The sequence below is a fragment of the Staphylococcus americanisciuri genome, assembly GCF_024814435.1.
Classification (GTDB): domain Bacteria; phylum Bacillota; class Bacilli; order Staphylococcales; family Staphylococcaceae; genus Staphylococcus; species Staphylococcus americanisciuri.
In genome coordinates, this window is sequence record NZ_JANUXY010000005.1 from 81524 (window position 1) to 105546 (window position 24023).

Annotated in this window: 25 protein-coding genes; 10 read left to right on the forward strand and 15 right to left on the reverse strand. The window is 37.1% G+C overall.

What is annotated here, in order from left to right:
• Positions 1–212: 212 nt before the first annotated feature.
• Positions 213–1046 (reverse strand): YitT family protein, encoded by an 834-nt coding sequence (locus NXS11_RS06135; RefSeq protein ID WP_259199826.1) that lies wholly within the window; start codon positions 1044–1046, stop codon positions 213–215.
• Positions 1047–1584: 538 nt separating this feature from the next.
• Positions 1585–2814, reverse strand: a complete 1230-nt coding sequence (locus tag NXS11_RS06140; protein WP_259199827.1) for a NupC/NupG family nucleoside CNT transporter — start codon at positions 2812–2814, stop codon at positions 1585–1587.
• A 360-nt stretch (positions 2815–3174) separates the two neighbouring features.
• Between NXS11_RS06140 and NXS11_RS06145 the strand changes: the two genes are divergently transcribed.
• From NXS11_RS06145 to NXS11_RS06155, 3 genes are read left to right on the forward strand one after another with little or no spacing between them, the layout of a single operon-like run.
• Positions 3175–3411 carry a FeoA family protein gene (locus tag NXS11_RS06145; RefSeq protein WP_259199828.1) on the forward strand — a complete coding sequence of 79 codons (237 nt, stop codon included), beginning with the start codon at positions 3175–3177 and terminating at the stop codon, positions 3409–3411.
• The gene (feoB, locus tag NXS11_RS06150) at positions 3404–5398 is read left to right on the forward strand and encodes a ferrous iron transport protein B (RefSeq protein ID WP_259199829.1); all 1995 of its coding nucleotides are present in this window, start codon (positions 3404–3406) and stop codon (positions 5396–5398) included. Before NXS11_RS06145 ends, feoB begins: the two co-directional genes overlap by 8 nt.
• Positions 5399–5411: 13 nt before the next feature.
• Positions 5412–5570 (forward strand): FeoB-associated Cys-rich membrane protein, encoded by a 159-nt coding sequence (locus tag NXS11_RS06155; RefSeq protein ID WP_259199833.1) that lies wholly within the window; start codon positions 5412–5414, stop codon positions 5568–5570.
• 160 nt (positions 5571–5730) lie between these two features.
• Here NXS11_RS06155 and NXS11_RS06160 read toward each other — a convergent pair whose 3' ends face one another.
• A complete protein-coding gene (locus tag NXS11_RS06160) occupies positions 5731–7461 on the reverse strand; it encodes an ABC transporter ATP-binding protein (RefSeq protein ID WP_259199834.1) in 1731 nt (576 codons plus the stop codon).
• A gap of 191 nt (positions 7462–7652) precedes the next feature.
• Between NXS11_RS06160 and pbp4 the strand changes: the two genes are divergently transcribed.
• Complete coding sequence (pbp4, locus tag NXS11_RS06165) at positions 7653–8924, forward strand: penicillin-binding protein PBP4 (protein WP_259199837.1); 1272 nt, start codon at positions 7653–7655, stop codon at positions 8922–8924.
• A 53-nt stretch (positions 8925–8977) separates the two neighbouring features.
• On the opposite strand, the gene tagD is transcribed toward pbp4, so the two are convergent.
• From tagD to NXS11_RS06180, 3 genes are all read right to left on the reverse strand, one after another.
• Positions 8978–9376: a glycerol-3-phosphate cytidylyltransferase gene (tagD, locus tag NXS11_RS06170; protein ID WP_259199840.1), complete on the reverse strand. Its 399-nt coding sequence runs from the start codon at positions 9374–9376 to the stop codon at positions 8978–8980.
• An 85-nt stretch (positions 9377–9461) separates the two neighbouring features.
• Complete coding sequence (tarB, locus tag NXS11_RS06175; protein ID WP_259199841.1) at positions 9462–10559, reverse strand: teichoic acid glycerol-phosphate primase TarB; 1098 nt, start codon at positions 10557–10559, stop codon at positions 9462–9464.
• A gap of 83 nt (positions 10560–10642) precedes the next feature.
• Positions 10643–11446, reverse strand: coding sequence for an ABC transporter permease (locus NXS11_RS06180; RefSeq protein WP_259199843.1), 804 nt, complete (start codon positions 11444–11446; stop codon positions 10643–10645).
• 274 nt (positions 11447–11720) lie between these two features.
• Here NXS11_RS06180 and tagH point away from each other — a divergent pair, with 274 nt between their 5' ends.
• Positions 11721–12515: a teichoic acids export ABC transporter ATP-binding subunit TagH gene (tagH, locus tag NXS11_RS06185; RefSeq protein WP_259199844.1), complete on the forward strand. Its 795-nt coding sequence runs from the start codon at positions 11721–11723 to the stop codon at positions 12513–12515.
• Between the two features lie 64 nt (positions 12516–12579).
• A complete protein-coding gene (locus NXS11_RS06190) occupies positions 12580–12996 on the forward strand; it encodes a VOC family protein (protein WP_259199846.1) in 417 nt (138 codons plus the stop codon).
• A gap of 64 nt (positions 12997–13060) precedes the next feature.
• Here NXS11_RS06190 and tarA read toward each other — a convergent pair whose 3' ends face one another.
• Positions 13061–13837 carry an N-acetylglucosaminyldiphosphoundecaprenol N-acetyl-beta-D-mannosaminyltransferase TarA gene (gene tarA, locus NXS11_RS06195; RefSeq protein WP_259199848.1) on the reverse strand — a complete coding sequence of 259 codons (777 nt, stop codon included), beginning with the start codon at positions 13835–13837 and terminating at the stop codon, positions 13061–13063.
• 187 nt (positions 13838–14024) lie between these two features.
• On the opposite strand from tarA, the gene NXS11_RS06200 reads away from it, so the two are divergent.
• On the forward strand, positions 14025–14768 hold the full coding sequence (locus tag NXS11_RS06200; protein WP_259199849.1) for a M50 family metallopeptidase: 744 nt from the start codon (positions 14025–14027) through the stop codon (positions 14766–14768).
• A 64-nt stretch (positions 14769–14832) separates the two neighbouring features.
• Here NXS11_RS06200 and NXS11_RS06205 read toward each other — a convergent pair whose 3' ends face one another.
• Entirely contained in the window at positions 14833–15486 is a 654-nt protein-coding gene (locus NXS11_RS06205) for a metal-dependent transcriptional regulator (protein ID WP_259199850.1), read from the reverse strand.
• 120 nt (positions 15487–15606) lie between these two features.
• Here NXS11_RS06205 and NXS11_RS06210 point away from each other — a divergent pair, with 120 nt between their 5' ends.
• The 3 genes from NXS11_RS06210 to mntC are packed head-to-tail and all read left to right on the forward strand — an operon-like array spanning position 15607 to position 18126.
• Positions 15607–16386 (forward strand): metal ABC transporter ATP-binding protein, encoded by a 780-nt coding sequence (locus tag NXS11_RS06210; RefSeq protein WP_259199851.1) that lies wholly within the window; start codon positions 15607–15609, stop codon positions 16384–16386.
• Positions 16328–17200, forward strand: coding sequence for a metal ABC transporter permease (locus NXS11_RS06215; RefSeq protein WP_259199853.1), 873 nt, complete (start codon positions 16328–16330; stop codon positions 17198–17200). The genes NXS11_RS06210 and NXS11_RS06215 overlap by 59 nt, the downstream gene beginning before the upstream one ends.
• The gene (gene mntC, locus NXS11_RS06220; RefSeq protein ID WP_259200059.1) at positions 17200–18126 is read left to right on the forward strand and encodes a manganese ABC transporter substrate-binding lipoprotein MntC; all 927 of its coding nucleotides are present in this window, start codon (positions 17200–17202) and stop codon (positions 18124–18126) included. Before NXS11_RS06215 ends, mntC begins: the two co-directional genes overlap by 1 nt.
• 63 nt (positions 18127–18189) lie before the next feature.
• Here mntC and NXS11_RS06225 read toward each other — a convergent pair whose 3' ends face one another.
• From NXS11_RS06225 to NXS11_RS06255, 7 genes are read right to left on the reverse strand one after another with little or no spacing between them, the layout of a single operon-like run.
• Positions 18190–18624: a Na+/H+ antiporter subunit G gene (locus tag NXS11_RS06225; RefSeq protein ID WP_259199855.1), complete on the reverse strand. Its 435-nt coding sequence runs from the start codon at positions 18622–18624 to the stop codon at positions 18190–18192.
• Positions 18599–18901, reverse strand: coding sequence for a monovalent cation/H+ antiporter complex subunit F (locus NXS11_RS06230; protein ID WP_259199856.1), 303 nt, complete (start codon positions 18899–18901; stop codon positions 18599–18601). The genes NXS11_RS06225 and NXS11_RS06230 overlap by 26 nt, the downstream gene beginning before the upstream one ends.
• Complete coding sequence (locus NXS11_RS06235) at positions 18898–19380, reverse strand: Na+/H+ antiporter subunit E (RefSeq protein ID WP_259199857.1); 483 nt, start codon at positions 19378–19380, stop codon at positions 18898–18900. Before NXS11_RS06235 ends, NXS11_RS06230 begins: the two co-directional genes overlap by 4 nt.
• Positions 19381–20880, reverse strand: a complete 1500-nt coding sequence (locus NXS11_RS06240) for a Na+/H+ antiporter subunit D (protein WP_259200060.1) — start codon at positions 20878–20880, stop codon at positions 19381–19383.
• Positions 20870–21217, reverse strand: a complete 348-nt coding sequence (mnhC2, locus tag NXS11_RS06245; protein WP_259199860.1) for a Na+/H+ antiporter Mnh2 subunit C — start codon at positions 21215–21217, stop codon at positions 20870–20872. The genes NXS11_RS06240 and mnhC2 overlap by 11 nt, the downstream gene beginning before the upstream one ends.
• On the reverse strand, positions 21214–21639 hold the full coding sequence (locus NXS11_RS06250) for a monovalent cation/H+ antiporter subunit B (RefSeq protein WP_259199861.1): 426 nt from the start codon (positions 21637–21639) through the stop codon (positions 21214–21216). The genes mnhC2 and NXS11_RS06250 overlap by 4 nt, the downstream gene beginning before the upstream one ends.
• Entirely contained in the window at positions 21626–24007 is a 2382-nt protein-coding gene (locus NXS11_RS06255; protein ID WP_259199862.1) for a DUF4040 family protein, read from the reverse strand. Before NXS11_RS06255 ends, NXS11_RS06250 begins: the two co-directional genes overlap by 14 nt.
• Positions 24008–24023: the final 16 nt, after the last annotated feature.

Sequence of the window (24023 nt, forward strand, 5' to 3'; positions counted from 1 at the left end):
CCTCTTTTCTCTATATAGTAACGCTCGTTTACGTAAATTATCACAAGCTTATTGAGAATGATTATCATACTCGCGTATTATACCACTTTTTCACCTCAATGACTAACTGTTTTTATTATGTTTACATTACTTTTCAGCACTCAAAAATGGCATGCATGTTGTCACATACATACCATTTGATTACGCTTTATTCAATGACAAAGTTTTATCTGTCAATCTTCTACCCAGAATCCATTTCCATACACATCACGCACATCGTGAACAACAACAAAGGCATGAGCGTCAATTTTGCGTATCATGCGTTTCGTTCGAGATAATTGCGTTTTACTAATAACTGCATACAACACATCTGTCTCTCTTTTAGAAAAGTAGCCGCGACCATTTAAAATGGTAATACCACGACCGATATCTTCATCAATCATTTTAGCGATACGATCAGGTGATTTTGAGATAATGGTCACAGCTTTTTTAGGATTCAAACCTTCTATTACAAAATCCATCACTTTAGTTCCAATATATAAACTAATTACTGTCACTAATGCTCGATCTAATGGGATAACACTAAGTGAAATAACAACTACGATTAAATCGAAAAACAGCAATGCATATGGCGTACTAACATCTAGATATTTATTAGCAATACGCGCTAAAATCGTCGTTCCTGCTGTTGTTCCACCTGCTAAAACAATAACACCTATACCTAAACCGACAAATATCCCACCAAACACTGCATTAATCATAATGTTATCGGTGTGTACTTGCCATGTTTTTGTCACGCTCAAGAATAGCGAGATAAGTACTGTCGCTACAATTGTCAAATACATACTACGCTTGCTCAAAAATTTGTATCCGATGACAATTAGAATAGCATTAACGACAAAGTTTGTGACTGCCGGCGAAACATGAAAAGCATAATACAAAATAATGGCTAGCCCCGTAACGCCACCTTCACCCAAATCTCCTGCGATGATAAACGCATTAACGCCTACCGCAAATATTAATGAACCGATAAGGACAAGTATTAAATCTCTAACTGTTCGTTTCACCCAATCACACCCCTCATTCAAATTATATTTATCATAAGTCATACTATCACAAAATTGTCACAAAACGAACCATCCACCTGCACTTTCAATAAGATTTTAAATAATTTATCAATTTTCAGATTTTTTAGTTTACTTATCGCTAATCCTTATGTATAATTAAAATTACCTTATTGGTTGTTTAATGCAACAATAGGATATCTCCTTTGTGTTGTTTATAGTGAGAATAGTTTTGCTCATAGGTAGGTATTGGCTCGAGTACCTACCTACTATGATTTATTTCCCGTAAAGGATGAGAAGCTAGTCATTGTACTACATCTCATCCTTTTCTTTTTGGCTTTTCAGCTTTTGTGGTGGAAAAATAATGATAAGTACCTAGTTTTATTTATCGTGTAGTTCTGGTTATAAGTTGAAATAGCTATCTGCCTTTAGCGCTTGTCATTGTGATTATGCGCTCTTTTTGCATACTAAAAAGCAAAAGGCAGGATAGCTAACCCACGCCATCCCACCACAAAAAATGATATAGAACCTTCTTATTATCTTACCATGCAAATAAACCTACGAAACCTGCTGTTAATAGCGATACTAAAATTCCCGCCAACAACATCATCGGTACATATTTAGATACAAAGTCTGATGTTTTCTCATTAACAATCCCTTTCAATGTACCAATAATCATTCCAATTGTTGAGAAGTTAGCAAATGAAATTAAGAATGTTGAAATAACGGCACGATGATGTGGATCATAGCTATTCACTTCACCATCGATTTCTCCCATCACAACGAATTCGTTCGTCACAATCTTTTTCGCCATTTGTTGCGCGACAGGCCATGCTTCATCAACAGGTAACCCTAATAATAATGCGAATGGATACATAAACACACCTAAAATTTGGTTCAAGCCAAAACCGCCTTTAAGATGCATTAATGAGGCAATACCAGCTGTAATTAAGTGGATTAAGCGATCCGCTAACTCCGCCAAAGCAACAAAACTGATAACAAATGCAATAATGATTAACACCAATTTACCCGCATTCAACACAGAATCGCCTAAGAACGAGAAGAATGGTTGGCGTACCTCACTTGTTGAACGTAAGTCATAAACTACGTCTTCAGTTGCCTCAATCTTCACTGGGTTCAAGATAGACGCAACAATCATCGCATTGACAATATTTAATGGAATCGCTGTCAACACAAGTTCACCAGGAATCATTGTGACATATGCGCCAACGATGGCACCTGATACAGAACTCATCGACATCATAGCAATTGTTAACACACGTGCTTCATTCATGCGCTTTAACTGTTCACTTGAAACAGCTAATGCTTCGGTATTTCCCAAGAACATCATTTCGATGCCAAAGAACGCTTCGAACTTCGGCTGACGTGTTATTTTGGCAAGTACCCAACCAATCCCACGAATCACTTTTGGTAAAATACCTAGATACATTAAAATATCAAAAAGCGGTACAACTAATAAAATCGGCATTAATGCTGCAACTGCCATATCCATTTCTTTGCCGACTGTAAAACTTTTAAATGCAAAGCTAATACCTGAGAATGCGGCATCTATCACCCAAGAAATCCCCGCTGCTGCCTTTTCGACAACAAATGTTCCTGCTGGGAAATAGACAAAAAACCATGCTAGAATTAAGTTAAGTGCAACTAAGATACCTATGGAACCCCACTGAATGTTTTTACGATCACGAGAAAAAATAACGGCTACACCTAAAAACACTAGTAAACCAATAATATTGATTAATAAGAACATAACCCTACCTCTAACCTTTCAAATTAGTTTATACAAAATCAAATTTATTATAACACGCCCTATAAATTGTGAAAATCCAATTTGTAAGTGTTGCAATAATTTCACAGTTAGCAGTAAAACCCCTATTTCGTACATCATATTTTTCTGCAAAAGTCTCTTCACCAATAATGCATATGCACACAGGCTTAAAGTAGCGATATTACCACTTTCCTCATGTTTCTAAGATAATATCATGAATTTCCTTTTATTTTTTGATAATTTTACACATTTAACGTTAAAAAGCTATTGCACCAACCTTTAAATAAGAGTACTCTATAAATGAAATTGATTATCATTAATGATTAAAAAGCAGGTGATTGTATGATTCATGTAGCAAATGCCGAAGTAGGCATGCCATACCGTATCAAATCTTTAACTACTAACAATATGCAACTAAAGCACCGCTTACGTGCACTAGGCTGTGTTGAAGGTTGTGAGGTCTCAATCCATCAGAAAGGTCTTTTTAAAGGACCGTGTACGCTCAATGTCAATGGACAACAAATATGTATACGCAACTGTGATGCTTGCGATATTCGTTTGGAGCATTACTATGAGTAGCACATATTGTATCTTAGGAAACCCTAACGTTGGTAAGACATCTTTATTTAATGCCCTCACTGGCTCGTATGAATACGTGGGCAACTGGAGTGGTGTTACAGTAGAAAAGAAAGTAGGTCAACTTAAACAGAAGTCTGGTCAATTAGTCGACCTTCCGGGTATTTATGACCTCATTCCTATTTCTCGAGATGAAACCGTTGTAACGAATTATTTATTGAACGAACATTTTGATGGTATGGTCAATATTATTGACGCCGCACAAATAGAGCGTAACTTCAACTTAACCATTCAGTTGATGGAATTTGGTGCACCACTGCTTATCGGTCTGAACATGGTTGATGTCGCAAGCAAGCGCGGAATTCGTATAGACCATCAAAAGTTAATGACACGTCTACGCACACCGATTATTCCAGTTATTGCACGTACAGGAAAAGGAAGTAGTGATGTATTAAATGCATTGACAGATCATCATGTCTCATCCAGACGCCCACTTGTTATCGATTATGGTCAAAATGTTGAATCACTTATCACAACTCTGGTTAATCAATTACCTGAAACGCTCTCACTAGCTACGAAACATTACCGCTTCTTAGCTATTCAATATTTATTAGGCAATCCTTCTGTCCAAACTTATCTTGGAGCAGAACTTTACCAGCAGTTAGATGAAACCGTCAAGTCTGTATCAACACTCGCTGACACGGACATCTCACAACACATTCAGCAATGTCGTCAAGCATATATTAATACGTTGCTTTCAGATACGGTTACTTATCCAGATGCACGTAAACAACACGTAACTGAGCGAATCGATGCATTATTAACACATAAAATATTAGGTATCCCAATCTTTCTTGGTATTATGTGGCTAATCTTCCAAACGACATTCACATGGATTGGGACACCATTGTCCGACCGGCTTGATGAATTTTTTGGCGGACCATTAACTGACTTTGCCAAACAAACGATGACTTCAATAGGCATTTATCCAGCCTTACAAGACCTTGTAACTGATGGCATTATCGCAGGTGTGGGCGGCGTACTTGTATTCGTTCCACAAATCCTTGTGTTATTCTTCTTTATTTCATTATTAGAAGATTCCGGCTACATGGCACGTATTGCTGTGATTATGGATCGTATTATGGAAGGCTTTGGTCTTAACGGTAAATCATTTATTCCAATGATTATTGGCTTTGGTTGTAACGTACCAGGTATTATGGCAGCACGTAGTATCGAAGAAGAAAAAGAGCGCCTTACAACGATTTTGATTGCACCATTCATGTCGTGTTCAGCACGTTTGCCTGTGTATGCATTATTCGTCGGTCTTTTCTTTGCGCAAAATCAAGCTTTGATTGTTTTAAGCTTATATGTGCTAGGCATTATCGTCGCTTTAATCGTAAGTTGGATTTTATCGAAAACTGTTCTAAAAAAGGATACTTCAATCTTTATTGTAGAACTACCACCTTATCGTCTACCATCTATTAAAACATTGTGGCGTAGTACTTGGGAAAAAGGAAAAGGCTTTGTTAAAAAAGCAGGTACGTTTATCTTTGCCGGTTCTGTTATTATTTGGTTGCTCAATTATGCTGGACCAAATGGTATTGATGTTCCAATCGATCAAAGCTTCTTGCACATAATTGGCGCAGCGATTGCACCAATATTGGTACCGCTTGGATTTAGTTCATGGCAAGCAGCTGCAACCTTAATTCCGGGATTTTTAGCAAAAGAAGTAGTTGTGAGTGCAATGGCTATTATCTATGCAGTTAATGATGATGCACTTGTATCAATGGTATCTACACATTTCACAGCACTCTCTGCATATTCGTTTATGGTCTTTATTCTATTATACGTCCCATGTTTAGCAACAGTTGCCGCAATTCGTAAAGAGACGACATCATGGAAATGGACGCTGTTCGCTAGCACATACCCATTTGTCGTTGCATATGTTATCTCTATGGCAATCTACCAAATTGGATCCCTATTCGTTTAAGGAGGTCATGACAATGACATTAGTCATCAACTTATTGCTCATCATACTGATTGGCGGCTACTCCACATATGTCTTAACACGTTATTATAAGCGTTCTAAACAAGGAAAATGTAGCTCATGCGGTAGCAACAAACAGTGCCCAACAGAGAAGCTACCCAAACATTTACAATAATCCATGTAAAAAGTCCCTTATGCCGAAATTGTGGCATAAGGGACTTTTGCTATCCATCTTACAATTCCTGATGAGAGTACGCTTTTTGCATATTAAAGGCGGAATGACGCATCATGCCATTCCACCACAAAAGAGGTAACGCCTAAACTTTAAACGTTATTTACGTGTGACGTTGTGTTAAGCTTTGTGTTTCTACAAATTGTTGATATTTTGCATGCGTATCCATCAACTCTTCGTGACGTCCTACTCCCGTCACTTTACCTTGGTCTAAGAAGATAATCTGACTTGCTTTTTTGATCGTTGATAATCGATGGGCAATTACGATCGTTGTTCGATTTGTCATTAACGTATCCAATGCTTCTTGAATTTTGCGTTCGCTTTCACTATCTAGATTCGCAGTCGCCTCATCCAATAGCAAGATATCTGGGTTTTTCACAAAACTGCGCGCAATATCAATGCGTTGTCTCTGCCCTCCAGATAACTTCAAACCACGTTCACCGACAATCGTGTCATATCCTTGTTCAAGCGCCATAATAAAATCATGACAATGTGCTAATCGGGCATAGTGTATCAATTCGTCATCAGATACTTCTCGATCAATACCATATAAAATATTATCTCGTATCGTACCATTCATCATGGCATTACTTTGCATCACATAACCAATTTTACGACGCCAATCGCTTAATGATAGTTGATAAATAGAAGTATCATGGTATGTAATATTTCCTGCTGTTACATCGTACATACGCTCAATTAAGCTGAATATCGTACTTTTCCCTGAACCAGAAGGACCCACAAAAGCCGTTACCTCTCCCGGTGTAATGCAGAATGATACATCTTGTAATACTGGTTTTGACTCATAACCGAATGTAACATGATCAAAACACAGGTCACCAGAAGGAATGCTTTGTAGCTTATCAGGTGTTTGAATCTCTTCCAAAGGTTCGTGTAATATTTCATCAATTCGACTACTTGCTCCGACTGCTTTTTTATAATCTGTCACAAGTGTCGATAGGTTAATCAATGGCATAGATAGACTTAATACATAGAAAATCATGGCAACCAACGTACCAGCTGAAATAGCCCCTGAGGCAATACGCAAGCCACCAAAGCCCAAAATAATACCGATTGTTGCCAACATAATAATCCCTGATATCGGCTGAATGACTGCTGCTATCTTCGCTTGTTTTAGTCCAAGTCGATAAATCTCAGATAGGTTTTGATGCGCTCTATCCATTTCTAACTTCTCAGTGTTTGATACTTTTACAAGGCGCATCTCTGTTAATACACGTCCCAATAAACCACTGAACTCGGCTATTTCATTTTGTGTGTTTTTCGATATTTTTTGCATAATTTTCCCAAGTGGCGTTATCACGATAGCAAATAGCGGAATCGTAATAAAAGTCATCAATGTCATCTGCCAATCCAAGACAAACAACATGATGAAAGAACCGATTAATGTAATCACTGATGGGAACAAAATAGGAAGTTTTTGAGAGATGAAGTCATTAATCACTTTCGTATCATCAGTTAAGCGACTCATCAATTGTCCACTTTCATTCTTATCGAAAAAAGACATTTTCAAATGGATAATATGTTGCCATAAAACAGAGCGAATCGCATAAATCATCTTTTCACCAATCTTTTTGAGTAAGTAGTATCCTACACCACTCAAAATGGCATTCAATAAAAAAACGGCAATCAATGCACTGATAAACCATGAATTAATAGAAGACAGCGTAAACTTATCGACCATTTGTCCGGTAAAAAGTGGAACTAATAGACCACTCAAACTCCCTAGAGAGGAGATAATGACCGCTACAATAATCAATCCGACTGGCCAATTAATCTTCTTCAGTAAATAAAATAGGGGGTTGTTCGATTTCATAATTAACATACCTCATTTAATTTATTTCTATATCTAAGACGTCCGGCATGCTCATAGCACTGTCCGGTCAGTCTAACCTATCATTTTATATCTCCTACAATGTCATACAATATCTCATTTTAAATTATGTTTCATTTGTGCTAAAATGAGTGTATTATTTCGCATTTTTGATGCGCATTAAGGAGTTCTTTATGAAAAAAATAATATATGCCATTGTCATTGTATTCTTCGCTACAACTATTATAACACCTTTTGCAGAAGCATACACACAGACACCTGTTGAAATCGCACAGCAAGCTGGCTATAGTGTAGACGAACGTTATCAGCCAGAGGGAATGGTGAGCATCAGTCATACTGGACAAGTGCTCTATCATTATCAAGAGCACCAACAATGGAATCCAGCTTCAATGACAAAGCTGATGACCATGTATTTGACCTTGAAAGCCGTAGACGAAGGAAAACTTTCATTGAATGATACAGTTAACATTACAGATGAACATTATCGAATGTCAACATTACCTGAGTTAAGTAATACGAAACTGTACCCTGGAGAAACTTATACAATTGCAGAATTATTACAAATTACTGTATCAGCTTCAAGTAATGCCGCATCACTTATTTTGGCTAACAAAGTCGCTAACAATACATCTGACTTTGTTGACTTAATGAACAAAACAGCTAAGCAACTTGGTATGACTGATACACATTATGTTAATCCAGCAGGTGCTGAGAACAGTCTGTTACAGGACTTTGCACCTGAACGTTACAAATCAGACGATTCTAATGTCACATCTGCACACGACTATGCCATTCTAGCGCAACATGTTGTAGCTGAAACGCCTGATATTTTGAATTTTACTAAACAAGTAGCTCCTACACAACACGCTGTAACCTATTATACATTTAATCACTTATTAGAAGGTGGCAATATGAGCTTAGAGGGAACTGATGGGTTAAAAACAGGCTCTAGTGATATTGCCGATTATAATAGTACAGTCACAACGAAGCGCGATAATTTCCGCATTTATAGCGTGATTATGGGTGCCGGTGACTATATAAATCTCGGTGGTGAACACCAGCGTGATATGATGAGTGCAAGCCTTATCAATCTGATGTTCGATCAATACGAATATCGTAAAATTTTATCTAAAGGAGCGCATACAATTAATGGAAAACAGTATTACGTCACTGAAGATCTTTATGACGTAGTGCCACGCAGTATGAAGGCTTATCAATTTGTTATTGAAGATGGAAAGGTCCATATCAACTATAATCGAACATTCATATCTAAAGCGTACAGTCCGCCATCTGTAAAAGTTGAAAATCCGTTAATTCATAGTTCAAAATCTGCTGTGAAATCAAGTTGGGACGCACACCCCTTGTTGACGATAATCGGTTTATTCTTTTTAGTTATGTTCTTTACTATTATTATCTATCACTTATTGTTACGATTCCGTAAATAACATTAAAACCAAGCATACTTCTCTATTTACTAGAAAAGCATGCTTGGTTTTATTTATCTAGCATCTTTACCGTATAATTCTTGTTTAATTTGTGTTGTAGAGATACCTTCTGTACGTTTTAAATATATCACTTCACATTTATCTTTTAAGAAGTCAAACTCGCCTTCCCAATCGTGCCCCATGACAAATGTATCAATATCATACTTCTCAACATCACTTATCTTTTGTTCCCAATCATGCTCAGGAATGACTAGATCGACATAGCGGATGGACTCTAACATCATCTTACGTTGTTCGTAATCATAATATGATTTTTTGTTCTTAACCTGGTTAAACTCATCACTCGATAATGCCACAACTAAATAGTCTCCTAATTCACGTGCACGACGTAACAATTCAATGTGGCCATAGTGTAAAAGATCATACGTTCCATAGGTAATTACACGTTTCATCTCTATAGCTCCTTCAATCCATTCATTTTTATGTTATCGATAAAATTATAACACAATTATCGTAGACCACTCAAACCTCGAATGGCTATATCTTGACAAGCTTGTTTACATAGTTCATAAGTTGGTGGACACTCTCTTGCGTGTTGTAAGTATGCCAATCTTCAAATAACGGTACCAATTTCCCTTGTGCAATACGTTGATGTAAATCTGCTTCCGTATAGACTTTATAATCATTCGGAATCTCATCAAAAAACTGATTTAATCCTCTCATGCACTTGTAGTCTTGGACATCATAAACATAGAAAATAGCAGGCTTTCCAATGAGACTTGCCTCAATAGCCAGTGAACTGTAATCCGTTATAATCACATCTGCAATCATTAACAACTCTGTCGTGCTTAAAGCTGCTTGTTGGATCATACTCGGAGCTTTTACAGCTGGATGATATTTGCATAATAATGTGAACTCAGGTAATGCTTGCTCAAATGCCTGGTGATTTAGCACTTTGTTCATTTCCCCTGCTTCACGATAAGTTGGCAAGTATACAGCGACTTTTCCTTTAATGTCTAATTGTTGTTTAAGACGACGTTGCTGCTCAGAAATATCTGACTTTAAATAATGTGTTAAACGTGGTATACCGAAGTTCAACAATTGCTCTTCTCGCACTCCGAATGATTGCTTAAAACAATATGCCATCTGAGAACAGCCCACTAAATACTTATCCGTCGCATCATAAACCGCTTGATACTGCGCAATACTTTTAGCACTTTGCTTATTTAGTGCATGATCCTCCAAGCCAAAGTTCTTCAAAGCCCCTGCTGCATGCCAAGTTTGTATAATGGTTTGATTCGGTTTCTTTTTAAATGCGCCAAAAAGATGATAGTACGTATCAATGAAAATGACTTTAGCTGTTGACAACGCCTTTAACTGACGATACAAATTGCGCTGTGACAGCATATCATACGTCACACAGTCTTTATGTTCCAAAAATTTAAAATTCTTTTGTTGTGTAAAGACTGTTACTTCATAGCCATGGCTCACTAATCCATCAATCACCGGCAACAAATCCTCTTTAAACGTCATCATAATCACTATATCCTTATTCTGAACAGTACGCCCCTGAAATAATAACTGTATTAAGGAAACAGCAATTAAATAGAATTCTTTTATTATCAAACGCATCATACGTCTCACCTCATTATATTTAGTACACATGATATGAAAAGCGCCTCCAACACAGAACGCTGTATTGAAGGCGTTTCTCATCATTACATAAAGTCAGCAAAGTAGTCTCTGTAACGTACGTGTACCATTGAACCTACTACAAAAAAGAACAGCACAACAAACACGTTATAAAGTGCTAATTCCCAATGTGTAATAAAATACCACTCTTTAAAGAGAATCGCCGAACGATAGCTTTCTGCAATAAAGTAAATAGGATTTAACATCATAATTTTTTCAGGAAGTGATCCTGGCTCAGGTGGCCATAAGATCGGTGATGCATAAAAAAGGACTCGAAGTAGCGCTTGCATAGCCATCTGGGTATCTCGTACTATCACACCTAGCGTAGATGTTAAAAGAGATACAGATATTGTAAATAAGTATGCAAATGGAATATAAATAAACAATTGCACAATATAAATAGATGGTGTAATACCTGCAAATGCACACAAAATCACAATTGATATTACTAAAGCTAAGTGCCCATATAGCTTACTTGTAATAATGTAAGTGGGGATAATCGATAATGGAAAGTTCATCTTTGCCACTTGTCCGTATTTCATTGTAATCGACTTTGTTCCTTCTAAAATACCTTGATTCATAAAGAACCACATACTAATCCCCACGAGGAGCCAATAAATAAAAGGAATGCCATCGATTGCGCTATTACTTCGGATTCCAAATCCAAATACAAACCAGTATACCAAAATTTGAATAGCTGGATTAATCATTTCCCAAGCTAATCCTAAATAGTTACTATGATTTGAAAGTTTCAATTGGAACTGCGCTAATCTTTGAATTAAATAAAAGCTTTTTATATGCTCTTTTAACACTATCGCTACAGACTTCATTGTTTACCACGCTTTCGTACCCACGACATTGCATATATCACGTTGCTAGCAACTTACTCAAACCAAAACAACTGTACAAACATCGCACCGTCATGTATTCTTATATTGAAAATCAAACGATTAGTTAAGTTGTTTCCAATTGAAAAGGTATCACATCACAATAACTTTTCAATTTAACAACTACTTAGTAATATATTATAATCTATATACATAGACAAACGAAAGTAAAAGTCATGAAATTTTATATAATTTTAAGGGTAAGGACTGTAAAGATATGAAACCAACTGTTACGATCGATCATGTTACAAAAGAATATCGCATATACCGTAACAATAAAGAACGCATTAAAGATGCTTTGTGGCCTAAAAATAAAAACAAAACTTTCTATGCGTTGAATGACATTTCATTTAATGCGTACCCTGGTGATGTTATTGGTCTTGTAGGGATTAATGGCTCAGGTAAATCAACACTCAGCAATATTATCGGCGGCTCCCTTTCCGCAACTAAAGGACAAATCACACGCAATGGAGATGTTAATGTCATCGCAATTAATGCTGGACTGAATGGCAACTTAACCGGTATTGAAAATATTGAATTCAAAATGTTGTGTATGGGCTTCACAAAAAAACAAATCAAAGAACTCACACCTAAAATTATTGAATTCAGTGAGTTAGGCGAGTTCATCTATCAACCTGTTAAAAAATATTCTAGTGGGATGCGCTCAAAACTCGGCTTCTCTATTAGTGTCACAGTAAACCCAGAAATACTTGTTATCGATGAAGCATTATCTGTCGGGGATCAGACATTCACACAGAAAAGCTTGAATAAAATATACGAATTCAAAGAAGCTAACAAAACCATTTTCTTTGTTAGTCACAATTTACGTCAAGTTCGTGATTTCTGTACTAAAATTGCTTGGATTGAGGCTGGTCGCCTCAAAGCCATTGGTACAGTAAATGAAGTTATGCCACAATATGAAGCCTTTCTTCAAAACTTCAAAAAGAAATCTGCTAAAGAACAAAAAGCATTCAGAAAGCAACTTGATGAAAATCGCTTTGTCATAAAATAAAAGATATGCGCAGTTATGGTCTCTTCACTTTAATTGTGCTTTATTTGGAAGGAGCAAAATTGAGATGGAATTTTATCCAATGCCCATGTTCACTAAAATATTGGTACAGCATATTGAGAAATCAGCAAAATGGTATGAAAAGACACTCGGGTTTAAAAGTGTATTCAAATTTAGAGATGCAAACAATAACGTGCTCATGGATCATTTAAGATTAGAAAAATATCAAGACATTATGTTAATTGCGGCTGATGATTTCGAGGTTGGAAACAGTCTGTATCTCAATATTGCGATAAAAGATATTGAAGAAAAGGCACAAAGTATATCGCCAAAATTTATCGTAACTGATCTTGAAGAACAGCCTTGGAATGCCAAAGAGATGACTATCAAAGATCCCGATGGTCATTTGATTACACTCACACAATCTAATATTACTGACGCTGAGTTTGAAAAATTGATGCAACAAGTGTCTAAAAAATATTAATCATGAAGAGGGTTGGGGCAACGACAGCTTTGTAGAAAAACAAAATTTCTGCCCCTCCCTTCTACTATTTGCGTTGAAATTTCTGTTTTATAACTGCCCACACAAACTTAGGGATACTTTGAAGACGAGAGATACGTTTCACGTCCTTCAAACTACGATAAAGCCATTCTAAATTCATCTTGCGCCAAATACGAGGCGCGCGTTTTACTTCGCCACTAAAGACATCTATAGAACCCCCAACGCCCATCATACAAGTATGCTCAAAATGATGCATATTGCGTTGAATCCACAGTTCCTGTTTCGGATAACCCATACCCACAAAAATAAAGTCAGGATTGAATGTACGTATTTCGCTTACAACATCCATATCATCTACTTTCGCAAAGCCATGATGCCCTGCAACAACACTATTGGGATATTGGTGTTGAATATTGCGAACCGCTTTATCTACTACTTTATCCGTCGCTCCTAATAAAAATACACGCTTCTCTTCTTGATCCGCAATCTGCAGACATCTCTCCATCACCTCGATACCTGGGACACGTTCTTGTAATGGCGTTCCAAGTAATCTAGCAGCTTTCACGATACCTGTGCCATCAGGTATGATATAGTCCGCTTGTTTGATCAAACTGCGATATGTTGGTGTTTTAAAGGCATAATAAACAATTTCGGGATTGGCTGTGACAATAAATAAATTTTGTGATGTCTTGGTTCTACTGTATGTCAAAATTGCTTGATGCATATCACGCAACGTCACATCATCAAACCAAACCCCTAAGACATTCACTTGCCCATTTGGTTTATACGCCCGATATGTATATGAAGGTGTTGTGTTCGTCATCAACAAGCCTCCTCTGTCATATTTTTATTACTTTTACTTTACCATGTAATACAACAAAATTCACCTCAGCATGTCAATGTAACCGTGCCCTTTCCAAATTATCTAATAGGTCCTAAGTCTGTAGCGCTTAACATTTATTAACGTTATAATTTGTTTAATTATGTCTTTATAGAAAGGATTACAGTCTATGAATGAACACACATGGCTCATTTCGCCAATTCCTATTTCAACATTATTGTTATTGGTGATTACTGCTACTTATTTGTTAAGTTATTACTATCGTAGCCATCCCACCCTATCCATGCTCAGTATTGCGTTCAATTATTTACCCGTTCTGACTCATGAGTTTGGTCACGTTCTATTTAATCGCTTAAGTGGGGGGCGTGTCGTTGATTTTGTCGTTGTTATGACTCGTAAAGAACGTCAAGCAACTGGACAACAAGGTTATGCAGTCACTCAAAGTAAAAGTCGTATTGGACAAACCTTCACGACACTTGGCGGCTACATCATGCCACCTCTTATGCTCAGTATCGGCTTAATTATGCAGAGCAAAGGACAAGGTGTTATCTTTATTCTATTGTATATCGGAATCTTTCTATATTTCACAATTGTGACCTCTAGAAAGATGGCACCTTTCATCATTATCATTTTATTATGCAGCATTGTCTATCTCGGCTTACAATCAGAAAATCTTCAAAATTATTCATTCATCTATATGCTCGTTTACCATTGGTTACTCGGCACTTTATTGGGCGAAACCATTCAATCGTCTATTACAATCGCACAACTCACATTTACACGCCCACAACCGAATTGGGACGGAACTGCATTGCGTGATTTAACGCATGTACCGACATTATGTTTCTCAACCTTATGGATTTTACTCAATGCAGCGAGTATTTACTTTTTATGTAAACAGCTTTTTTTATAAAATATGTATACTTAAAATGCGTACATAACAATGAATTCAACTCACTGTTTATGTACGCATTTTGTTAATCTTCTTGTCTCTCACCAAAAATCACCGCAGCATTACTATAACTTAGAATCACTGTGTCTTGTTTGTTTTGAATCTCTAACACCTTGTTAATCTCATCTTTTCGTTTAATCGTTACGACATCGCCTATAGACATCGCTTTACTTGATAAATAAACGAGTAATTCCGTTTTGTCACGAACACGACGAATTGTCACTGTATCCCCTTCGTTAAATGCCAATAGCGATGTACGATATAATTCTTCGTATACCCCATCTCTAGGAATAATTCCACCATGTGGACATGTCTCCGGATAATGTAATAGCGCATCTAAACGATCAACAAATAATGGCGATACACGATGCTCTAATACTTCAGCTTCTGCATGTACTTCTTCCCACGTATAACCTAAAACCTCTATCAGAAACAATTCAATTAACCGATGACGCTTAATGATATCCAAAGTATAACGAAACCCGACCGATGACAACTTCACACCTTTATAAGGTTTAGTTTCTACATATCCTTCTTTTTCTAATCGACCAAGCATTTCGGTCACAGAGGGGGGTTTAATATTTAAAAACTGAGAGATTGCTTTATTAGACACATAAGTATTGATACCATCATGACTCAAAATCGCTTTGAGATAGTCTTCTTTTTCTTCCGTTAACATACCTTCACCTCTTGTACAGATTATTTTTATTGTATCACGAAATGCATTGACATTAGTAATTTTCAGTATATAATATGATATAGTTAGGTTTACCTAAACAATAAGTAAGAAGGTGTTAAAATGCTCTCCATCACAGATTTAGAGTTATATTTAGGTCGCAAACATGTCCTCAAAGACATCAATTTGCAACTACCACTTCATGGTGAAATGATTGGCATTATGGGTCCCAATGGTAGCGGTAAGTCATCACTCATTAAGTCAATTATTGGAGAACTACCTGCTCAAGGGACTGTCACACTCAATCAACAACCGATTAAACAATGCTTGACAGATATCACATATATCCCACAGAAGTCACTACTCGACTTAGAATTTCCGATTGATGTAGCGGATTTGGTTCTATCAGGATGCTATCAAGATGCCGGCTGGTTCAAACGCATTCCTAAACATTTGAAACACAAAAGGGATCAATTGTTACACGAGTTATCTCTCTATGACATACGTAAGCGTCCTCTCAATTCTTTAAGTGGTGGACAACTACAACGTGTCTTTATCGCACGTGCACTCATGTCTGATAGCCAAATGTATCTACTCGATGAACCATTCGTTGGTATTGATTTCAAGAGTGAAGCCATCATTCTTAACAAATTAGAAGAACTGAAGGCAAATGGCAAGCTCATCTTAATTGTACATCATGACTTGGCAACTGCTGATCAATATTTTGATCGCATCTTACTGCTCAACCAATCTGTACAATTTTTTGGCGATAGTGCTGAGGCTTTAAAACCTGAACATATTGAATCCGTCTTTTTAAGCAATCATAAATTGCCACAATCTGAAGATGGTAATTCTCAAAGAAAGGGGGCTGTTCAGCGTGCCGTTCATTCAACATCTCTTTGAGTACCAATTCTTGTCACGTGCTATGTTAACAGCTGTTCTAGTGGGCATTGTCTGCGGTATTGTTGGATGTATTATCATTCTGCGTGGCTTATCACTAATGGGTGATGCCATGAGTCATGCCGTATTACCAGGCGTCGCACTTTCGTTTTTGTTTCACATACCGATGTTTATTGGTGCAATGATTACTGGGATGTTAAGTAGTATTTTGATTGGGTATATTTCAGATGCATCTAAGACTAAAAAAGATGCAGCAATTGGTATTACATTCACTGCTTTCTTAGCATCAGGGATTATTCTCATCAGTGTGATACATAGTGCAACAGATTTATACCATATTCTATTTGGTAACATTCTGGCAATTACACAATCTGCCTTTTACACAACTTTAATCGTGAGTGTCATTGTCGTTACACTCATCATTATCTTGTATCGTCCACTCAAAATCTCAACGCTTGACCCAGTATTCAGTCGAATGAGCGGACTCAATACAACGGTAATTCATTATTTTGTAATGCTGTTATTAGCACTTGTTATTGTAGCGAGTGTGCAAACTGTTGGCGTCATCTTAGTTGTTGCCTTACTCATTACACCTGCATCAACGGCATATCTCATCACGAATAAGTTATCAACTATGATGCTAACGTCTTGCCTTTACAGTGTTATCAGTGCAACCTTTGGCATCTATCTCAGCTATAAGTTTAATTTGCCAAGTGGTGCTGTGATTGTTCTTATCGCAACATTGTTATACGCAGTCACTTTCATCTTTGCAAAAGTCATTCATTCTAATCATAAAGGAGCGTATCAAACAACATGATCAAACGATTACTTACATTATGTATCTTAATGCTTGTATTAACAGCATGTAGTTTTGGCAACGATCAGTCACATGACAAAGTCAAGGTGGTCACAACGAACTCAATTCTTGCAGACATGGTTAAAAATATCGCAGGTGACAAAGCAGAAGTTCATAGCATCGTACCTGTCGGACAAGACCCTCATGAATACGAAATCAAACCGAAAGATATCCAAGCGCTTACGGACGCAGATGTTGTCGTTTACAACGGCTTCAACTTAGAAAGTGGGAATGGTTGGTTTGAAAAAGCATTGAAACAAGCAGACAAATCACTTGATGACAAATCTGTTGTACGTGCAACAGAATCTGTAAAACCAATCTATCTTGAAGAAGGTGGAAAATCAGAAGACATGATTGACCCACATGCTTGGTTAAGTATTAAAAATGGTATTCAATATGCCAAAAACATTCAGGCTGCATTGATTAAAGCAGATGATGCACATAAAAAAGATTATGAAAAACAAGGTAATGCTTACATTGAAAAATTAGAACAATTAAGCGAAAAGAGTCAAAATAAATTCCAAGATATTCCTAAAGAACAGCGTGCCATGATTACAAGTGAAGGTGCTTTCAAATATTTCGCACAACAATACGACATTACACCTGGCTATATTTGGGAAATCAATACAGAAAACCAAGGAACACCACAACAAATGAAACAAGCGATTGACTTTGTGAAACAACATCACATAAAAAATCTACTCCTTGAAACAAGTGTTAGCGACAAGAGTATGAAAAGTCTTGGTGAAGAAACAGGTGCCAAAATCTATGGTACTGTTTACACAGATTCCATTGGTAAAAAAGGTAGCAATGGTGACTCATACTACAAAATGATGGAAAGCAATATCGATACAATCCATCAAAGTATGGTTAAAAATCATCAATAACAATCACAAAAGCAGTACCCTTCACGAGATTATGAAGGGCACTGCTTTTTGTTTATCTTAGTCTTAATCTAAGCGTGAATATATTTTTTTACGTCGTTTGGCACGCTTTTCAATACGCATCTGACGTTTTTGTTCTTCATCTATATCATCTTTATTCAAGTCTGTATCATCTGTATTGGCTTCTTTTTGGTACATATAAGCACCTGTTCGATATGCAGCACGCGATACAAGATGACCTCCGACAGGGGAAGTAATATTGATAAACACCAGTGCTAACAATGTACGAACGCTCACATAGCCTTGTGAAAAGATAAAGTAGATAAATACACCTACAAGTGTTAGCATCACTGCAGCCGTTGATGCTTTAGTTGCTGCATGGATACGTAAGAAGACGTCCTTAAATCTTACAACCCCTATTGCACTGATTAATGCGATAATCCCCCCTGCAAACACCATAATTGCAGCGAAAAGTTTAATGATTTCGTTTACTGTTGCCATTAAACACATTCCCTCCTTCAATAAAGCGAGAAATCGTAATAGAACTCAAAAACGAAATAATCGCAATTAAGAGTACAGAATCCAAGAAAGAGAATGTTCCAAGCAATAAACTCAGCACACCTACAATAGACATGACGATTGCACTAATGGCATCAAATGCTACAACTCTGTCAGCAGTGGTAGGTCCTTTGATTAGACGAAACAAAGCAACAACAAGTGACACAGCAAATAATACAAGCGCGGCTGATAAAAAGAATTGTGTCCATACTGAAATCATTTCGTCACCTCCAATATAAGTGCTTCATATTGTTTAATACTCTTCAATAAATTTTTGCGTTCTTTTTCTGTCAAATCAATCGCATGAATTAAAAATATATTCGGATCTCTATCGACTCTGATAACTGTTGAACCTGGTGTAATAATAACCATGATAGTGAGGAAAGTAATCGCCCAATCCGTTTGTAACTTTGTCTCATAGCGCACAAGCCCAGGTGCCATCTGTTTCTCTCGGAATAATACATAGTTCGCAATCGAAAAAGTCGACGTCATCAACTGATAGAGATATATTAATAAAAACTTAATAGATACCCATAGTTTTTTAGGATAGAACTCCTGATCAAAAAACCTATGTAGCAAATAGATAATGATAAGTCCAATCAAGTAACCTGCGACAAATGTTGGAAAACGAAAAGCATCTTCATCTTGAAACAACACCCATAAAATAGCGATCATCATATTCAAACCAATTTGTCTCATCTAATGACCCCCTCGCAAGTCTGGATTAACCATTTCTTCATATATTTGTACATCCATATTCATCTTGGTAGCAAGCTCTGTTACTTGAATAATCATTGGTGCCATTAAACCAATTAATAAGACAACAGTTGTTAGAAACATAATAATATGTTTGCGTACGGGTTTAATCGGTTTGTAGTCAATAACAGCCCCTCTTGCTTCATTCCCTGCATACATATAAAAGAAAATACGGAATAAGCTAAACATTCCTATCAGACTTGTCATAATCATCAATATCAAACCGACATAATGTTGGTGTTCTACTGCACCAAGGAAAATTAATAATTTCCCAGGAAAACCACTGAATGGCGGAACACCACCGATTGCTAGTGTCACTACAATAAACGCAACACCCAACCATGGTTCTTTTTTCGCTAAACCTTTCAGATAACGATATTGACGATAACCAGTAGTATACACAATGATACCAATAACTAGAAACAGCAATGCTTTGACGATCATATCATTCATCAAATAAAAGATTGCACCATTAATTCCTTCAACTGTATTCGTACCTAATCCAAACACAACAAAACCAATAGATAAGATAACTTGGTATGCTGCTATTTTTTTAATATCTTTATAGGCGATGGTACCGATCGCTCCGATAACCATTGTCACACATGCCATAACTACAAGCAGTGGTTCTACCACATCTCCACTTTGATTGAAAATAAGTGTGAAGAAACGAATCAAAGCATATGCTCCAACCTTCGTCATCAATGAAGCGAATAACGCAGCAAGTTCAGTATTCAATACAGCATAAGCTTTAGGCAGCCACATAAATAGCACCAGTGCCGCTTTGGAACCAAACGCAACAACAAACGACATAGCAACAAGATGTATTGCTGTTGGATCATCCATCTCTTGGATGCGAATAGCGATATGCGTATAGTTCAATGTCCCAACTTGGCGATAAAGCATGCTAATACCTACAAGAAAAATCCATGAGCCAATAACATTTAGAACAACATAGACAATGCTCGCACGCAATTGTTCTACTGATTGCCCGAGTGTCACTAATACGAATGACGCCAATAGCATAATCTCGAACATAACATAAAGGTTAAAGAGATCGGATGTTAAAAACGACCCAATGACACCAGTTGTTAGAAAGAGAATAAATGATGGTAGATAATAGCGACTCGCACGTTTCTCACCACGTCCAAATCCAAACATGACGATTGACCATACGACAAAGAAAGTAGTTGTCACAAGCAGTAAGCTCAAAGCATCACCGACATATTGTATGCCAAATGGCGCTGGCCAGCCTGAAAAGTCTAGTACAATCGCATGATGCCTCATGACATAGACTAACATGTACAGAGACGTAACAAATCCAATAAATAATATAAATAGAGATAGACGACGCGCAAGCTTTACCTGTCTATTGAATATCCCGACCAACAATGCACCGACAAGTGGTAATAAGAGAGGCAGTGCTAGTAAGTTAACATTCATCTTCTTCACCTCTCGTTAAAACATCAATTTCATGTTCTTTAGTTACTTTAAATGTACGGTAAATAAGTACGAGTAAAAAGGCTGTAATCGCAAATCCAATAACAATTGCGGTTAATACAATGGCTTGTAACAATGGATCAACATAATTCTCGTACCCTGATACAATCAATGGTTCCTTCTTATCTAATGTATACTCACCCATGCTCATAATGATTAAGTTACCCGCATATGTGTATATAGCGATACCGATAACAATACGTATCAAGTTGCGAGAGAGCACCATATACGTTCCAATGAATACTAAAAAGCCGATAACAATTAGTAAGATAATATTCATGATCGCCCTCCACTCAATGATAGGATTGTTGTAACAACCACACCGACAACGACAAGTAAAATACCAAATTCAAACAATGTAATCGTCGACAAGTGAACTTCTCCAAAGTATGGAAACGCCACATACCAATCTGTTTGATATAAAATATTTTTATCGAAAAACACAGGTGCAACGGCAGTCCCTAACGAGAACAATGCACCGATAAGCATCAATTGACGAAAATCGATTGGCAAAGCTTCTAAAACTTTCCCAACATCATAGGCTAAAAACATCAGTATAAATGCCGAACTGATAACCAATCCAGCGATAAAGCCACCACCTGGGTTATTATGCCCTGCAAAGAATAGGTAGAAGCCAAACGTTAAAATGATAAACATAACCACACGTGTGACTGTTTTTAATACTAAATCATTCTCTTTCATCTTGACCTCTCCTATCTTTAAAGTTTAACAATGTGTAAATACCGAATCCGGCAATTATGAGCACAAGTCCTTCTGCCATCGTATCCAGTGCTCGGAAGTCACCTAGAATAGCATTGACAATATTCTTGCCTCCTGATTTCTCATAAGCATCATGATAGAAGACAGAAATCGTTTCCAGTGCATCAGCTTGTTGGATCATAAAGACTAACCCAACCACTGTAATAGCAGTCATCAGAGACACGATAATTTTAACTGACTCGCGCTTTAAATTAAACTGACCACGCGGAATGTTCGGTAAGCGTGAAAAACTCACGATAAATAGCACAGTTGTAATTGTTTCTGTAACCAATTGTGTCAATGCCAAGTCAGGTGCACGCATCAAGATGAAAAATAAGGCTATCGCATAACCAATTCCTCCAGTTAAAATAACCATTGTCAAACGTTGACGAATAAAAATTAATGCCAAACCAATCAAGACAATCGTCACAAGTAACAATACATGGAAGATGTGGTAGTCTGTCACTTCAATACGATAGAGTTCTGGAATACCTACACGCCACAAACCATATATATTAATCACGAAGTAAAAAGCAAAAGTCACAATAATATAATAGTTGAGACGGTTATTCATAAGTGCACGTAAGCCCCAACCTGAATATGTTTCTAAAGAATGTCCTGAGTAATCCAACATTTTCGGAATTGACCATTTTTCCTCTTTTTGAATCACATACTTCATCAAATCTAGACGCCATACAATCACAGTCCCAATGGCTATCACTGCTAAACTCATTACCAGTGGCATATTGAAACCGTGCCAAGCTGCCAGATGTGGCGCGTATTCTGCTTTTTCAGTATTCGACACAACACTTAAGAACGCTGGCTCAATAATATACGTACCAATTGTATTTGGAATAACAAAAATGACTGGCAATAAAGTCGCTAAAATCATTGCTGGTACAATAAAAAATTTAGGCTCATGTAGATGTTTTTTGATGCGTGTTTCACCAAAGAACGTTACTTTGATCATATTTAACGCATAAACAAATGTGAAAATACTTGCTACAAATCCTACTGTTGCAACTACAACCGTAAGTACTTGATTAAACGCACTCAATTTATAGGCATGTATAAGCCCTTCAAAGAACATCTCTTTACTAATAAAACCATTGAATAAAGGGAACCCCGCCATAGATAGCGACGCCGCAAACATCGCAAGCATCGTTAATGGTAAATAACGACGCAAGCCACCCAAGTAACGGATATCACGTGTCCCCACCTCATGATCAATCAACCCAACACCCATAAAGAGTGTCGCTTTAAACAATGCATGGTTAAATAAGTGAAAAATTGCTGCGAACAGTACATATGCATAAGCTTCAACCATCACAGTATCTGTCGCTTTAGCAATACCTCCACCGAGTCCGACCATTGACATAATCATCCCTAGTTGACTAATTGTAGAATAGGCAAGAATACCTTTTAAGTCACTTTGACGTATCGCAGTAAATGAACCATAAATCATCGTTAATAATCCAACAAATGTCACACTATAAGCGTAAAAGTCACTATACCCTAGTATCGGTGTGAAACGCAGTAAGAGAAAGATGCCCGCTTTAACCATTGTAGCGGAATGTAGATAAGCACTAACTGGTGTAGGGGCTGCCATTGCTTTAGGTAGCCAAAAATGGAATGGCCATTGTGCCGACTTGGTAAATGCACCGAGCAGCAACATCACAATCATTGGTATAAAGAGAGGATGCATCGCAATCTCTTCACGCATAGCAATCTGTTTGGTAATGGTATTGGTTCCTGTCATGACGTACAGCATGATGAAACCGACAAACATCGCCAGTCCCCCAAAGACTGTTACCATAAACGATGTCATTGCACCTTTTTGACTCTCCGAACGGTCGTACCAATAACTAATCAATAAAAATGATGAGACACTTGTTAGCTCCCAGAAAACGTACAATATAATCGTATTATTTGATAGTACGATTCCGATCATACTGAACATAAATAAAACAAGATAGGTGAAAAATCGTGGCAAGTCATCGTGTTTATAAGATAGATATTGTGTTGCATAAAAAAACACAGCCACACCAATAAGAGAAATAAGTAGCGCAAAGAATAGACTTAAACCATCCAAACGCAATACTAAATTGATATCATAGCTTGGTAACCATTGATATATTTCAATAAGATAATGATGATTTAAAACTTTTGGGATTTGAGATATAAAAACACCTGAAGCAATTAATGGTGCGAGCAAGGCGATATAACCTGGCAATTGCTTTGTATGCCATTTCTTCATCATTATCAAAATTGCCATCACGATTAATAATGTAATGAGCAAACCAACTAACATCTCTATGCCTCCTTCG

Excerpts from the sequence above, each read along its gene's own strand:
- tagD (WP_259199840.1), bottom strand. The coding sequence starts at position 9,376 with ATGAAACGTGTAATTACCTATGGAACGTATGATCTTTTACACTATGGC.
- NXS11_RS06140 (WP_259199827.1), bottom strand. The coding sequence starts at position 2,814 with ATGTTCTTATTAATCAATATTATTGGTTTACTAGTGTTTTTAGGTGTA.
- NXS11_RS06160 (WP_259199834.1), bottom strand. The coding sequence starts at position 7,461 with ATGAAATCGAACAACCCCCTATTTTATTTACTGAAGAAGATTAATTGG.
- NXS11_RS06240 (WP_259200060.1), bottom strand. The coding sequence starts at position 20,880 with ATGAATGTTAACTTACTAGCACTGCCTCTCTTATTACCACTTGTCGGT.
- NXS11_RS06145 (WP_259199828.1), top strand. The coding sequence starts at position 3,175 with ATGATTCATGTAGCAAATGCCGAAGTAGGCATGCCATACCGTATCAAA.
- NXS11_RS06155 (WP_259199833.1), top strand. The coding sequence starts at position 5,412 with ATGACATTAGTCATCAACTTATTGCTCATCATACTGATTGGCGGCTAC.
- NXS11_RS06235 (WP_259199857.1), bottom strand. The coding sequence starts at position 19,380 with ATGAGACAAATTGGTTTGAATATGATGATCGCTATTTTATGGGTGTTG.
- NXS11_RS06190 (WP_259199846.1), top strand. The coding sequence starts at position 12,580 with ATGGAATTTTATCCAATGCCCATGTTCACTAAAATATTGGTACAGCAT.
- pbp4 (WP_259199837.1), top strand. The coding sequence starts at position 7,653 with ATGAAAAAAATAATATATGCCATTGTCATTGTATTCTTCGCTACAACT.
- NXS11_RS06250 (WP_259199861.1), bottom strand. The coding sequence starts at position 21,639 with ATGAAAGAGAATGATTTAGTATTAAAAACAGTCACACGTGTGGTTATG.
- NXS11_RS06230 (WP_259199856.1), bottom strand. The coding sequence starts at position 18,901 with ATGATTTCAGTATGGACACAATTCTTTTTATCAGCCGCGCTTGTATTA.
- tagH (WP_259199844.1), top strand. The coding sequence starts at position 11,721 with ATGAAACCAACTGTTACGATCGATCATGTTACAAAAGAATATCGCATA.
- NXS11_RS06215 (WP_259199853.1), top strand. The coding sequence starts at position 16,328 with ATGGTAATTCTCAAAGAAAGGGGGCTGTTCAGCGTGCCGTTCATTCAA.
- NXS11_RS06200 (WP_259199849.1), top strand. The coding sequence starts at position 14,025 with ATGAATGAACACACATGGCTCATTTCGCCAATTCCTATTTCAACATTA.
- tarA (WP_259199848.1), bottom strand. The coding sequence starts at position 13,837 with ATGACGAACACAACACCTTCATATACATATCGGGCGTATAAACCAAAT.
- NXS11_RS06255 (WP_259199862.1), bottom strand. The coding sequence starts at position 24,007 with ATGTTAGTTGGTTTGCTCATTACATTATTAATCGTGATGGCAATTTTG.
- tarB (WP_259199841.1), bottom strand. The coding sequence starts at position 10,559 with ATGATGCGTTTGATAATAAAAGAATTCTATTTAATTGCTGTTTCCTTA.
- NXS11_RS06210 (WP_259199851.1), top strand. The coding sequence starts at position 15,607 with ATGCTCTCCATCACAGATTTAGAGTTATATTTAGGTCGCAAACATGTC.
- mnhC2 (WP_259199860.1), bottom strand. The coding sequence starts at position 21,217 with ATGAATATTATCTTACTAATTGTTATCGGCTTTTTAGTATTCATTGGA.
- NXS11_RS06180 (WP_259199843.1), bottom strand. The coding sequence starts at position 11,446 with ATGAAGTCTGTAGCGATAGTGTTAAAAGAGCATATAAAAAGCTTTTAT.
- feoB (WP_259199829.1), top strand. The coding sequence starts at position 3,404 with ATGAGTAGCACATATTGTATCTTAGGAAACCCTAACGTTGGTAAGACA.
- NXS11_RS06205 (WP_259199850.1), bottom strand. The coding sequence starts at position 15,486 with ATGTTAACGGAAGAAAAAGAAGACTATCTCAAAGCGATTTTGAGTCAT.
- NXS11_RS06225 (WP_259199855.1), bottom strand. The coding sequence starts at position 18,624 with ATGGCAACAGTAAACGAAATCATTAAACTTTTCGCTGCAATTATGGTG.